The following is a 12225-nucleotide window of genomic DNA, read 5'->3' as shown; positions in this document are numbered from 1 at the left end:
CGACCGGCAACCCGCGGGCCGCCGGCGGATCAGACCTTGTCGAAATCGTCCTTGTCGGTCGGCAGCAAAAGGACGGCGGTCGTCAGGTAAGCGAAGCCGAAAGTGATCCCGAACGAGAAGAACATGATGAAAAGCGCCGTTGCGACATGCCGCGATTCCAGGACCAGGCTGCCGAAGCCGTTGATGTCGAAATAGACGACCGCAGCGGCCAGCGCCCAGCCGATGCACATGCCGATAAAGCTGTTGGCGATGACAAAACGCACGAGTTTCGGCAATTTCGCTGCCGTCATGGCCGAGTTTCCCAGGAATTGGCAGATGCGGTTCAGGGTCACATTCTACCGCAAGACCGGCCTCCGGGTCACTGCTACAGATTGTCCGTGATGGCGAAGCAAGAATCGGATGGCGGGACGCACGTTCAGGGCTTAAGAACGATTCCATTCAATACGCGATCGGCAGAGCGGAAATGAGCGACAATACACATCCCATCACACCGTTGACCTGGCTGTTGCTGTTCCTGCTCGGCGCCATCTGGGGCGGTTCGTTCTTTTTTGCCCGTGTGGCCGTCGAATATGTGCCGCCGCTGACACTCGTGTTCCTGCGCGTGTTCCTGGCGGCGGTGGCGCTGCATCTCTACCTCTTCGCTCGCAACGGGCTCTACCGCAGCATCCTCGCCCGCTGGCGCGCATTCCTCTTGCTTGGCCTTCTCAACAACGCCATTCCCTTCACGCTGATCTTCTTCGGCCAGACCGAGATCGGCGCCGGTCTTGCAGCCATATTGAACGCAACAACGCCGCTGTGGACCGTGGTGGTTGCCAATGTACTGACCAACGACGAGAAAATGACGGTCCTCAAGGTCGCCGGCTGCCTGCTCGGACTGGCCGGAACCGCGGTCCTGATCGGTCCTTCGGCCATCACCGGGCTCGGGGCACCGGTTTGGGCGCAGCTCGCCATCGTCGGCGCGGCCGTCTCCTACGGCTTCGCCGCCACCTACGGCAAACGCTTCAGCGATCTGCCGCCGGTGGTCACCGCGACCGGCCAGCTGACGGCGTCTTCGGTGATCATGCTGCCGGTTATTCTGGTCCTCGACCGCCCCTGGACGATCCCGTTCCCGCCGGTCGATATCGTGGCCGCGATATTGCTGCTCGCGGTCCTGTCCACCTCGCTCGCCTATATCCTCTTCTTCCGGATCATCGCCTCGGCGGGTGCCACCAACACATCGCTGGTGACCCTCATCGTCCCGCCCAGCGCGATCCTGCTCGGCGTCGCATTCCTCAATGAACAGATGACATTCGAAGCCCTGGCCGGATTGCTGCTCATCGGTCTCGGCCTGCTGACGATCGACGGAAGACTCGTGCACTACATAAAAAATAAAACAAAATTAATGCGTTATAGGAAAAGTGAAGGCTAGAAACCGGACCGGTCTGACGTCAAAAACCCTTTGAATTTAAAGGTCCCGCCACAAAGTCGCCACGAATACGCCCTTCGCAGCCGCAGCAATCGCGGTCAATCTGACCCATGATTCACACTTTTTTGGCACCAAACTAAGTCAATGAATTTCATGCGCTTAAAAAGCTAAAATTTGAAATATCCATCGCCCGTTTCGGCGGCGCAGCAACTATTTTGCTTTTCTTTCCGCTTCTGTTGGGCATAGCATTTATCGGTAAACCGCAGGGAGGTCCGCTATGGGATTGGCGCGTTCGCTCAATGTCCTGGTGATCGGTGCAGCGTTCCTATTTATCGCCCTGATGCTTTTCTTGTAAGCTGAGGGCGACCCGCCGCCGGCAGGACCGGCAGGCCCTGAAAAACACAACGGGGATGGTTCACACCATCCCCGCTTTGATTCCGCGGTCAAATTATTCAAACTAAGCCTGACACGCTCTAGGCCGCCGCCTTCTCGATGGCGTCGCGCGCCCGCTTGACGCTGTCATCGGCCGCCATGGCCAACTGGTCGGCGGCAATGAACTCGAAATCCGTCACGCCGAGGAACGCGAACACGTGCTTAAGATACGGCGTGACGAAATCCGCCGGGCTGCCGGCCGGAACGCCGCCGGAGGCATTCACCACGTAAACTTTCTTGCCCGCAAGGAGGCCCTCGGGCCCCTGTTCGGTGTAGCGGAACGTACGGCCCGGTTGGGCGATGTGATCGATCCAGGCTTTCAGGGCCGCCGGAACGCCGAAATTATAGGTCGGCGCACCGACGACGACGATGTCGGCACCGACCAGTTCTTCGACGAGCGCGTCGGTTTCTGCCAGGGCGGCGTGCTGCTGGTCCGTCCGGTCGCCCTTCGCGAGCACGCGGTCCGAGACCCAGTTCTCGCTCGGGAATGTCAGCCCGTCGGCAACGTCCCGCGTCTGCACCGACGCATCGGCATGTTTGCGTGTGAGACGTGAAACCAGCTCGTCGGTCAGTTTCCGGCTGACGGAATCACTGCGCCGCGCCGAGGAGTGGATCGTCAGTATCTGGGTCATGAGTGCTTCTCTCCGAGGGGAATGCTCGCGGCCGGTATCGGGCCGGTTATCCACGCAGAGATAGTCACGATCGGGCCCAGCATAAGCCCCTGAATGCAGGACGTACTGTTCAACAATATTGAACGAATTCGCTTTTGTCGTTAAGCGGCGGCGATCGAGGTCACCGTGCCGCTGCCCTTCGGCGCGCGCAGGCCGAGCAGATGGCAGATCGCGTAGACGAGCTGTGCCCGGTTCATCGTGTAGAAGTGGAAATCCTGCACGCCGCGCTCGACGAGATCCATGACCTGATCGGCGGCAACCGCCGCGGCGACAAGCGCGCGGGTCTGCGGATCCTTGTCCAGCCCCTCGAAGCGCGTTGCTAGCCAGTCCGGGATCGAGGCCCCGCAAAGTCCGGCGAATTTCGCGACCTGGCTGAAATTGTGCACGGGGAGGATGCCCGGGACGATCGGAATGTAGATCCCGGCGCGCCGCACCCGCTCGACATAGCGCTCATAGGTATCGTTGTCGAAGAAGAACTGGGTGATCGCGCGGGTCGCACCGTTGTCGACCTTGCGCTTGAGCATGTCGATATCGGTCATGAAATCGGGGCTTTCCGGGTGCTTTTCCGGATAGGCCGAGACGGTGATCTCGAAATCGGCGAAGGCCTTGAGGCCGGCCACCAGCTCGGCGGCGTTGCGGTAGCCATCGGGATGCGCCTTGTAGGTCGAGCCGACGCCCTCCTGGGCATCGCCACGCAGCGCCACGAAGTGACGCACGCCGGCCTGCCAGAACTCGCGCGCCACCGCGTCGACCTGGTCCCGGCTCGCGTTGACGCAGGTCAGGTGCGCCGCCGGAGAGAGCTCCGTTTCCTCCAAAATCCGCTTGATCGTCGCCAGCGTCGGCTGGCGCGTGCTGCCGCCCGCGCCGTAGGTAACGGAGACGAAGTCCGGGTTGAACGGCGCCAGGCGCATGATGCTCTCCCAGAGCTGACTCTCCATGTCGCCGCTCCTGGGCGGAAAGAACTCGAACGAGACATTGATTGAATCACCGAGGGGCGACGGGCCGGAACGGCGCAGTACGGACATGGTCAGGCAACTCCTTTTACAGGCGATTCAACATCGGAACCTTCGGCGATGACAAGGCGCGGGTCGCGCGCCAGCCAGATCGTGACCGTCAGTCCCTTCTCAACTTCGTCCTCGGGCGTCAGTGCGACGACCTTCTCGACCTCGAGACCCGCTTCGCCGAGCCAGGTCGAGATGGCGTCGGCCGGAAAGCCGAGCCGCAGATGGGCGTGCTCGTCACGCAGGTACTCGAACTCGTGCGGCGCGAAGTCGACGACGATGATGCGCCCGCCAGGGCTCAGCATGCGCACCGCTTCGGCAATGGCCTCTTCCGGATGCTGCAGGAAGTGCAGCACCTGGTGGATGGTGATCAGGTCGAACGAACCGCGTTCGAGCGGCAGGTTCAGGATGTCGGCATGGCGCACGGACGCATGGGTAATGCCCGCCGCGTCGATATTCGTGCGCGCGACCGACAGCATGTCGCGGCTGGCATCGACGCCGATGCCGCGCCGGTAGAGCGATGAGAAGAGCTGCAGGATGCGGCCCGTCCCGGTGCCGAGATCGAGCATCGAATCGAACGGCGTATCGCCGATCATCTCAAGCAGCGCCTCTTCCACCTGCTCGTCGGAAATGTGCAGCGAACGCAGCTCGTCCCACTCGGCCGCGTTGCGGCTGAAATAGGCCTGGGCGCGGGCGGCCCGTGCCTGCTTGACGGCTCTCAGCCGTTCGCTGTCGCGCGACAGCAGCGGATCCGAGGACGACACCGCATCGACGATGTGGCGCGCCAGCGCGTGCGAGCGGCCGTCGCCGCTCAGGCGGAAATAGGCCCAGGCGCCTTCCTGAAAGCGCTCAACCAGGCCGGCTTCCGTAAGGAGTTTCAGGTGACGCGAAATGCGCGGCTGGGACTGCCCGAGGATTTCCGTCAGGTCGGTGACCGTCAGGTCGCCGCCGAACAACAGCGCCAGCACCCGCAGCCGGGTCGGCTCGCCGGCCGCCTTCAGCACGTCCACTGCCTTGTCCAGGTTCAGCTTGTTGTTGTCCAGCATGGCTTCCTCGATCAGCCCGCGCGCGGCAACACGCCACTCACGAAATCACATAAAGATATCTTTATATCATTTTGTCATTTGACGCAATACAAAATCAAAATGTCGCGCACAAGAAAGAATGGTCGCCATTTGCGACCCGGAGATGAAGAAACGGCATGGAAGCTTCTGATTTCGAGGCGCTTCGGCTAGGCGCCCGTCCCCGCCGTATAGATCCACTGCTCCGGGATCTGGGCCCTGACCGCCTCGCCGGCACGGATCGTCCCGGGAAGCTCCACCCAGGCGATGAGGCCGCGGCGGCGTCTGGCCGCCTTCACGAAGTCCAGCGAAAGTGCCGTCGGGTCGCGGTCGGGATAGTGTTCCGCGATGGCCGTTCCCGAAACACGGCATGGCAGGTTCAGGAAATCAACCTTGAGCGTCACGCCCCCCTCGAAGAACAACAGCGTACTGGCCGGCAGCATGGACAAGTTCGGGATGCCTTCGATCGTGATATTGCCGCCGATCCATTCCGGTTTGATCTCGGCGATGCCCATGTCACTTGCAACGCCCGCAAGGTCTTCCGGGCTCAGCAGCGTGAGCTGCCGCTCGTTGCGTATCTCGGTGCCGCGCGGATACCACGGCTCGCGCCCGCCCGCCCTTCGCGTCAACCCGGCATGGTGGTCGCCGGCAATACCCTCGAATGTCAGCTCCAGGCTGTCGACCGGTTCCGTCGTGAAGGAGCCTTTCGTCGCTGAATAGACGCCGCCGACTTTGCCGATGGCCCGCTTTTGGCCGATGATTTCCATGTACGCTCCCGGTTACCAGGCCAGTTGCTCGCCGTCCCAGTTCCAAAAATGCCCGGTCGCGGTGAGTTCCAGCCGCTCGCACAGGTCGAGAACGCTGGCGGCGCTTTCCTCCGGGCTGAGATCGGCGAACTTACCGCCCATGTCGGTGCGCACCCAGCCCGGATGCGCGGTCGCCACGGTGATTCCTTGCGGGCGCAATTCGCTGGCAAGACCCTGCATCACCTTGTTGACCGCCGCCTTCGAGGCCCGGTAGGCCATGGTGTCGGACTTGGCATGTGACATGGAACCCATGAAGCTTGACAGTGTCAGGATACGGGCATGGTCGCTGCGCTTCAGGTGCGGCAGGAAGGCGTGCACGACCCGCAGCGGTCCGACCGTGTTGATCGCCAGCGTGTCGGAAAATCCGTCGAAATCCATGTCGAGCACCGACTGCCGTTCCGGTCCGATCACCCCCGAGCAGTTGACCAGGATGTCGACCGGCCCCGCGACCGTCGCAGCGGCCGCCTCGACCGCTCCTCCGTCGCGCACGTCGAAAACAAGCGGGGTAAAGCGCTCCGCCGCAAGGTCGCGAAGAAGATCGGCATGGGATTGCTGTCGCACCGACCCGATCACGGTCCAACCCCTGTCGAGTGCCTGCCTGGCCATCTCATGGCCGATACCGCGCCCGACGCCGGTAATTAGGATCGTCGTCATGCCTGCCTCCCGTGTGCCGTTATGTCACCGCGTCAGCCGCTTGTAGGTCACCCGTTTCGGATTGACGCTGTCGGGGCCGAGGCGGCGGATCTTGTCCTTTTCATAGTCCTCGAAATTGCCCTCGAACCATTCCACGTGGCTGTCGCCCTCGAAGGCCAGTATATGCGTTGCGAGCCGGTCGAGGAACATGCGGTCGTGGCTGATGATGACGGCGCAGCCGGCGAAATTCTCCAGCGCGTCCTCCAGCGCGGCGAGCGTTTCCGTGTCGAGGTCGTTGGTCGGCTCGTCAAGCAGGATCACGTTGCCGCCAGATTTCAGCATCTTGGCAAGGTGGACGCGGTTGCGCTGCCCGCCCGACAGCGTTCCCACCTTCTGCTGCTGATCGCCGCCCTTGAAATTGAAGTTCGAGCAATAGGCGCGCGAGTTGATCTCGTGTTTGCCGAGCTTGATGAGGTCGTTGCCGCCGGAGATTTCCTCCCACACGGTCTTGTCGGCGGCGAGTGCGTCGCGGCTCTGGTCCACATAGGCAAGATCGACGGTCTCGCCCACATTGATCGAGCCGCCGTCCGGATCCTCCTGGCCGGTGATCATGCGGAACAGCGTCGTCTTGCCAGCGCCGTTGGCGCCGATCACGCCGACAATGCCGCCGGGCGGCAGCTTGAATTCCAGGTCGTCGATCAGCAGCTTGTCGCCATAGCCCTTGGAGATATGGTCGGCGTCGATGACCGTCTGACCCAGCCGCTCGCCGACCGGAATAACGATCTGCGCGTCGCCCGGGCGGCGGTCCGCTGCCGCTTTGACCAGTTCATCATAGGCCTTGAAGCGGGCCTTGGACTTCGCCTGACGCGCCTTGGGGCTGGAGGCGATCCATGCCTGCTCGCGCGACATGGCCTTTTGCCGGTTGGCCTCCTCGCGGCCCTCCTGGGCGATGCGCTTGGCCTTCTTTTCAAGATAGGCCGTGTAGTTGCCCTCGTAGGGAATGCCCCGGCCGCGATCGAGTTCCAGGATCCAGCCTGTGACATTGTCGAGGAAGTACCGGTCGTGGGTGATCATCAGGACGGCGCCCGGATATTCGCGCAGGTGCTTTTCCAGCCAGGCGATCGTCTCGGCGTCGAGATGGTTGGTCGGCTCGTCGAGCAGCAGCAGGTCCGGCTGCGACAGGAGCAGCTTGCACAGGGCGACGCGGCGCTTTTCGCCGCCGGAAAGGTTGGTGACGGCGCTGTCGCCCGGCGGGCAGCGTAGCGCGTCCATCGCCATTTCCACCTGGCTGTCGAGGTCCCACAGGTTCTGCGAATCGATGATGTCCTGAAGCGCGGCCCCCTCCTCCGCCGTTTCGTCGGAGTAGTTCATCATCAGCTCGTTGTAGCGGTCGACGATCGCCTTCTTTTCGGCAACGCCCTCCATGACGTTCTCGGCCACGGTCTTGGTTTCGTCGAGCTCCGGCTCCTGCGGCAGGTACCCGACCGTTGCACCCTCGGCCACCCAGGCCTCTCCGGTGAACTCGGTATCGAGCCCGGCCATGATGCGCAGCACCGTCGACTTGCCGGCGCCGTTCGGGCCGAGGATGCCGATCTTTGCGTCCGGATAGAATGAGAGGTGGATATTCTCGAGGACCTTCTTCGAGCCGTAGGTCTTGTTCAGCCCGGCCATGTGATAAATGAACTGGCGTGCCATTGCGCGCAAATTTCCTTATGGATTTGACGAATTCGGGATTGCCCTGCTTTTAGGCAAACCATGCCGTTAGGGCAATGCAAATGTTTGGCCCCGTCCAACGCCCGGACCGGGTCCTCACGCAACCGGCCGGAACACTCACACAAGGTGCCTGTTTGTAAGATATTGTGAGGATTTAGGAATTCGGCCTCGACCATCACATCAGCCTCGCAAAAGCGTGATCCTGCGCCATCCCATCGTTACCCCACTTTGCGCCGCCATCGTTTAGTTTGCGGCGGACCGAAATGGATTTTCGGCGCAACCCAGAGGAGAACTCGATGAACAGCAAATCAAAGAAAGCACTGGCCATGATGGTTGTCGGCGGCGGCCTCGCGGCAGCGGTCGCGGCAACGCCGGCAGTCGCAAGCTGCGCGGCCTGCGGATCGTCCAAGGTCAGCGCCTGCAGCGCATGCGGTGCCTGCGGCGCCTGCGGTGCCAAGAAGAAGGTCTGCGGCGCCTGTGGCGCATGCGGTGCCTGCGGCGCATGTGGTGCGAAGAAGACCAACTGATCAGCTTCCGGATGCCGGGAGCCTGTGGTTCCCGGCAGCCATTGTATCCGGGAAAGACGCTCGCTAAGTTTCTGCGACAGTTTTCATAGAGACGGAACCGATGAATATTCCGGTCAGCGACAATCCCGAAATCGATTTCAAGACACTGCCGCGCGCCGATCTCCTGGCGATGCAGAAAGCCGCCGACGAGATGATCGCGGTGCTCGAACAGGCTGCTGAAGAACAGAAGCACATCCTGATCGACGTCCTCAATTCAACGGCGCCAGATGCCTTCACCCAGTGGCAGCACTATCCGCCGGGCGACGTGCACGACCGCGAAAAGGGCGCGCTGTGGTTCTATCACGCCCATTCGGAGGATCCCGAATCCCGGCCCTGGAGCGAGCACGGACATTTCCACCTCTTTGTCTGGACCGAGCATGTCCAAGAGGGCATCGAGCCCATCGCCCTGCCGCCGAAGCCGGATTTTGAGAACGGCGGCTTGTGCCACCTCGTCGCCATTTCCTTCGACAATGCCGGCACGCCCATGCGCATCTTCACCGTCAATCGCTGGGTGGCCATGGAATGGCAGTATCCGGCCGAGGAGGTGATCCGCCTTCTCGACTTCTTCGACCTCGACAACGAGGAATACGCGCTCACGTCGAAATGGCTCGTCGCGGCGCTGAAGGTTTTCCGGCCGCAGATCGAATGGAGCCTGCGCGAACGGGACCGGGTGATCGAAAAACTGCGCGAAAAGGACCCGGACGGCTTTTCCGAGGATGAGGATGTCGAGGTGCTTTCCTCATTCCCCTTCGACCTCGGTGCCCAGATCGACGCCATCGAGGAAGCGCTCGGGAACTGACGGCCATTGCACTTTGCATCGGTCGCGGGCATGGTCCGCCCATGAGCGGATTCGACGAGCAGACCACCCTTAAATCGCCGACCGGCGCCGAGCTCAACCTCCTGCACAAGCGGACGAATGAGAAGCTCCGCGCCGTCGTGCAGATCAACCACGGCCTTGCCGAACACGCCGCGCGCTATGCACGCTTTGCCGACTATCTGTCCGATGTCGGCTTCGCGACGTTTGTCCACGACCATCGCGGCCACGGCCACACGAAAGCACCCGATGCACCGCTCGGAACGTTCGGAAAGGCACCGGCCGGCGAGGGCTGGAAACTGGCCGTCGCCGACACGCTTGCCGTTCACGACCGCGCCCGAACGGCCTATCCGGATGCGCCGTTCATCACCTTCGGCCACTCCATGGGCGGAATGATCGCCCTGAACTTTGCCCTGTCGCACCCGCACAGGCAGGCCGCGCTTGCCGTGTGGAACGCGAACTTCAAGATGGGCCTCGAGGGGCGCATTGCCCAGGCGGCTCTTGCGGGCGAGCGCATGTTCAAGGGCTCCGACGTGCCAAGCGCCATTCTGCCGAAACAGACCTTTGCGGCATGGGGCAAGGCGATCAAGGACGCCCGGACGGAATTCGACTGGCTTTCGCACGACCCGGACCAGGTCGCCGCCTACATCGACGATCCGCTGTGCGGCTGGGACGCTTCCGTTGCCCTGTGGCAGGACATCTTCGCGATGGGTTTCCGCGGATCCGATCGCAAGGCTCTTGCGGCCCTTCCGCAATCAATGCCCATCCATCTCGTCGGCGGCGGCCAGGATCCCGCCACAAACAACGGACGCGCTGTCACCTGGTTGGCAACGCACATGAGGGCCTGCGACCTTGAGGACGTGACGGGCCGCATCTATGATGAGATGCGCCACGAAACGCTGAACGAATCGGCCCTGCCCGCTGCACGCGGCGCCATGGAGGACTTTGCCGCCTGGGCGGTTTCCGCGCTTCAACGTTCGCGCACATTCGATTGAAATGAATCGATAATCACGCGTGCTCCCACACAGCATGAAGTCGCGGTTTCACGCCGGGCGTGCGCCGCCGGCGAATTTGTCGTGGCGCCCTTTGACCTGTTTTGCTACCACGGACCGAATGCAGGTAGGCAAGACGGGGACAGCCTATGCTCGAAACTCTCTTCACCATCGACAATCTGACCACATTTCTGGTGCTCACGGCGCTGGAGACCGTGCTCGGCTTCGACAATCTCCTCTATATCTCCATCGAGGCGAAAAAGGTTGACCCGGCGCGCGAGGCCTGGGTGCGGCGCATGGGCATCATTCTCGCCATCGCCCTGCGCATCGTATTGTTATTTGTGATCCTGCAACTGATCAGCCTCATGCAGGCGCCGCTGTTCACGATTGACCACCCGTGGGTCTCGGGCGCCGTCAGCGGCCATGCCCTGATCGTGCTCGCCGGTGGCGTGTTCCTGATCTATACGGCGATCAAGGAGATCTATCACATGATCGGTGTCGACGACCTCGAGCACGAGGCCGATTCGGCACCGCGGCGAACGGTCCGGCGGGCCCTCTTCTGGATCGTTGTCATGAACCTTGTGTTCTCCTTCGACACGGTCCTGTCCGCGGTCGCGCTGACCGACCATTTTATAGTCATGACGGCGGCGATCGTCATTTCAGGCGCCCTGATGGTCATCATGGCCGATGCCGTCGCCTCGTTCCTGCAGCGCAACCGCATGTACGAGGTGCTCGGCCTGTTCGTGCTGCTGCTGGTCGGCGTCATGCTGATGTCGGACGGCGGCCACATCGGCCACCTCGCCTTCTTCGGCTTCCCGATCGAACCGATGGCGAAATCAACATTCTACTTCGTGCTGATGACGCTCGTCGCCGTCGAGGTGGTGCAGAGCCGCTACCAAAGGCGCATCCTTGCCGAGGCCGCGGCTAAGCGGAAGCATACACAGGCGCACCATGGCTGACGCACCGCTCAAGGGCATTCGCGTCCTGGAAATGGCGCGGGTGCTTGCCGGGCCCTGGGCGGGCCAGTTGCTCGCCGATCTCGGGGCCGATGTCATCAAGGTCGAAAACCCCGATGGCGGTGACGAGACGCGCCAGTGGGGCCCGCCCTTCATGACGGACGCGGGCGGCGAAAATCTCAGCGCCGCCTATTTCCACGGCACCAACCGCGGCAAGCGGTCGGTCACGGCCGACCTGCGTAATGACAAGGACCTGGAATTCGTCCGCCGGCTGGTCGCCCGGTCCGACGTGCTGATCGAGAACTTCAAGACGGGTGGGCTCGCCAAATTCGGCCTCGACTACGGGACCGTCCGCAAGATCAATCCGAAACTTGTCTATTGCTCGATCACCGGCTTCGGCCAGACCGGTCCCTATGCCGGCCACGCCGGCTACGATTTCATCATCCAGGGCATGTCCGGTTTCATGTCGGTGACGGGAGAGCCGGACGGGCAGCCGATGAAGGCGGGCGTCGCATTCGCGGACCTTTTCACCGGCATCTACGCGGTATCCGCCATCGAGGCGGCGCTGATCCACGTGATGAAGACCGGTGAAGGCCAGCACATCGACATGGCGCTGATGGACAGCCAGGTCGCCGTGCTCGCCAACCAGAACATGAACTTCCTTGCAACCGGCAACAGCCCGCAGCGGCTGGGCAATTTCCACCCCAACATCTCGCCCTACGAGGTCGTGCCGACGCTCGATGGCCATCTGATCCTGGCGGTCGGCAATGACGGGCAGTTTGCCCGGCTGTGCAAGGTTCTTGGCCTGGAACCCCTGGCCGCCGACCCGAAATTCGCCACCAACAGGGACCGCGTCGCCAACCGGGACGAACTGCACGAGCAGATTTCGGCCAAAACGGAGCTCTTCGAGCGCGACGAACTCCTCGACCGCTGCGCGGACAACGCCGTTCCCGCCGGTCCGATCAACTCCATCGGCGAAATGTTCGACGATCCCCAGGTCAGAGCGCGCGGCATGCGCCTCGAGTTGGATGACATCCGGGGCGGAACGCTTCCGGGCGTTGCATCACCGATGAAAATGTCGCAAACGCCGCCGAATTACAAGCGACCGGCACCGCGCCTCGGCGAGCACAATGACGAGGTGAGAGCCGAACTCGACCGGCTTGAGAAAGAGTAGT

Annotated in this window: 13 protein-coding genes; 5 read left to right on the top strand and 8 right to left on the bottom strand. The window is 62.2% G+C overall.

The window, feature by feature from the left end; all coding sequences use genetic code 11:
* Positions 1 to 29: 29 nt before the first annotated feature.
* Positions 30 to 290 carry a hypothetical protein gene (locus E4M07_RS00220; RefSeq protein ID WP_136656277.1) on the bottom strand — a complete coding sequence of 87 codons (261 nt, stop codon included), beginning with the start codon at positions 288 to 290 and terminating at the stop codon, positions 30 to 32.
* Positions 291 to 463: 173 nt separating this feature from the next.
* Here E4M07_RS00220 and E4M07_RS00215 point away from each other — a divergent pair, with 173 nt between their 5' ends.
* Positions 464 to 1408, top strand: a complete 945-nt coding sequence (locus tag E4M07_RS00215; RefSeq protein WP_136656276.1) for a DMT family transporter — start codon at positions 464 to 466, stop codon at positions 1406 to 1408.
* 470 nt (positions 1409 to 1878) lie between these two features.
* Here E4M07_RS00215 and E4M07_RS00210 read toward each other — a convergent pair whose 3' ends face one another.
* The 7 genes from E4M07_RS00210 to E4M07_RS00180 form a co-directional block, all read right to left on the bottom strand.
* Complete coding sequence (locus E4M07_RS00210; RefSeq protein WP_136656275.1) at positions 1879 to 2469, bottom strand: NAD(P)H-dependent oxidoreductase; 591 nt, start codon at positions 2467 to 2469, stop codon at positions 1879 to 1881.
* A gap of 140 nt (positions 2470 to 2609) precedes the next feature.
* Positions 2610 to 3533, bottom strand: a complete 924-nt coding sequence (metF, locus tag E4M07_RS00205) for a methylenetetrahydrofolate reductase [NAD(P)H] (protein ID WP_136656274.1) — start codon at positions 3531 to 3533, stop codon at positions 2610 to 2612.
* 2 nt (positions 3534 to 3535) lie between these two features.
* A complete protein-coding gene (locus tag E4M07_RS00200; protein WP_136656273.1) occupies positions 3536 to 4555 on the bottom strand; it encodes a metalloregulator ArsR/SmtB family transcription factor in 1020 nt (339 codons plus the stop codon).
* Positions 4556 to 4740: 185 nt separating this feature from the next.
* Positions 4741 to 5337, bottom strand: coding sequence for an MOSC domain-containing protein (locus E4M07_RS00195; protein WP_136656272.1), 597 nt, complete (start codon positions 5335 to 5337; stop codon positions 4741 to 4743).
* Between the two features lie 12 nt (positions 5338 to 5349).
* Complete coding sequence (locus E4M07_RS00190) at positions 5350 to 6030, bottom strand: SDR family oxidoreductase (RefSeq protein WP_136656271.1); 681 nt, start codon at positions 6028 to 6030, stop codon at positions 5350 to 5352.
* 24 nt (positions 6031 to 6054) lie between these two features.
* Positions 6055 to 7704, bottom strand: coding sequence for an energy-dependent translational throttle protein EttA (gene ettA / locus E4M07_RS00185; protein WP_136656270.1), 1650 nt, complete (start codon positions 7702 to 7704; stop codon positions 6055 to 6057).
* 193 nt (positions 7705 to 7897) lie between these two features.
* Entirely contained in the window at positions 7898 to 8245 is a 348-nt protein-coding gene (locus E4M07_RS00180; protein ID WP_136656269.1) for a hypothetical protein, read from the bottom strand.
* 104 nt (positions 8246 to 8349) lie between these two features.
* Here E4M07_RS00180 and E4M07_RS00175 point away from each other — a divergent pair, with 104 nt between their 5' ends.
* The 4 genes from E4M07_RS00175 (at position 8350) to E4M07_RS00160 (ending at position 12224) form a co-directional block, all read left to right on the top strand.
* The gene (locus tag E4M07_RS00175; protein ID WP_136656268.1) at positions 8350 to 9087 is read left to right on the top strand and encodes a hypothetical protein; all 738 of its coding nucleotides are present in this window, start codon (positions 8350 to 8352) and stop codon (positions 9085 to 9087) included.
* A 41-nt stretch (positions 9088 to 9128) separates the two neighbouring features.
* Positions 9129 to 10097 (top strand): alpha/beta hydrolase, encoded by a 969-nt coding sequence (locus E4M07_RS00170; RefSeq protein WP_136656267.1) that lies wholly within the window; start codon positions 9129 to 9131, stop codon positions 10095 to 10097.
* Positions 10098 to 10243: 146 nt separating this feature from the next.
* Positions 10244 to 11053, top strand: coding sequence for a tellurium resistance protein TerC (locus tag E4M07_RS00165; RefSeq protein ID WP_136656266.1), 810 nt, complete (start codon positions 10244 to 10246; stop codon positions 11051 to 11053).
* A complete protein-coding gene (locus tag E4M07_RS00160) occupies positions 11046 to 12224 on the top strand; it encodes a CaiB/BaiF CoA-transferase family protein (RefSeq protein ID WP_136656265.1) in 1179 nt (392 codons plus the stop codon). Before E4M07_RS00165 ends, E4M07_RS00160 begins: the two co-directional genes overlap by 8 nt.
* The last annotated feature ends 1 nt before the right edge of the window (position 12225 follow it).

This window comes from Nitratireductor sp. XY-223, assembly GCF_004959855.1.
GTDB lineage: Bacteria > Pseudomonadota > Alphaproteobacteria > Rhizobiales > Rhizobiaceae > Hoeflea_A.
This window is presented reverse-complemented; position numbering and strand designations above follow the sequence as displayed.

Bases quoted from the DNA above. Each gene is read 5' to 3' on its own strand.
- E4M07_RS00160 (WP_136656265.1), top strand. From the start codon at position 11,046: ATGGCTGACGCACCGCTCAAGGGCATTCGCGTCCTGGAAATGGCGCGG.
- E4M07_RS00165 (WP_136656266.1), top strand. From the start codon at position 10,244: ATGCTCGAAACTCTCTTCACCATCGACAATCTGACCACATTTCTGGTG.
- E4M07_RS00200 (WP_136656273.1), bottom strand. From the start codon at position 4,555: ATGCTGGACAACAACAAGCTGAACCTGGACAAGGCAGTGGACGTGCTG.
- E4M07_RS00175 (WP_136656268.1), top strand. From the start codon at position 8,350: ATGAATATTCCGGTCAGCGACAATCCCGAAATCGATTTCAAGACACTG.
- E4M07_RS00195 (WP_136656272.1), bottom strand. From the start codon at position 5,337: ATGGAAATCATCGGCCAAAAGCGGGCCATCGGCAAAGTCGGCGGCGTC.
- E4M07_RS00210 (WP_136656275.1), bottom strand. From the start codon at position 2,469: ATGACCCAGATACTGACGATCCACTCCTCGGCGCGGCGCAGTGATTCC.
- metF (WP_136656274.1), bottom strand. From the start codon at position 3,533: ATGTCCGTACTGCGCCGTTCCGGCCCGTCGCCCCTCGGTGATTCAATC.
- E4M07_RS00215 (WP_136656276.1), top strand. From the start codon at position 464: ATGAGCGACAATACACATCCCATCACACCGTTGACCTGGCTGTTGCTG.
- ettA (WP_136656270.1), bottom strand. From the start codon at position 7,704: ATGGCACGCCAGTTCATTTATCACATGGCCGGGCTGAACAAGACCTAC.
- E4M07_RS00220 (WP_136656277.1), bottom strand. From the start codon at position 290: ATGACGGCAGCGAAATTGCCGAAACTCGTGCGTTTTGTCATCGCCAAC.
- E4M07_RS00170 (WP_136656267.1), top strand. From the start codon at position 9,129: ATGAGCGGATTCGACGAGCAGACCACCCTTAAATCGCCGACCGGCGCC.
- E4M07_RS00190 (WP_136656271.1), bottom strand. From the start codon at position 6,030: ATGACGACGATCCTAATTACCGGCGTCGGGCGCGGTATCGGCCATGAG.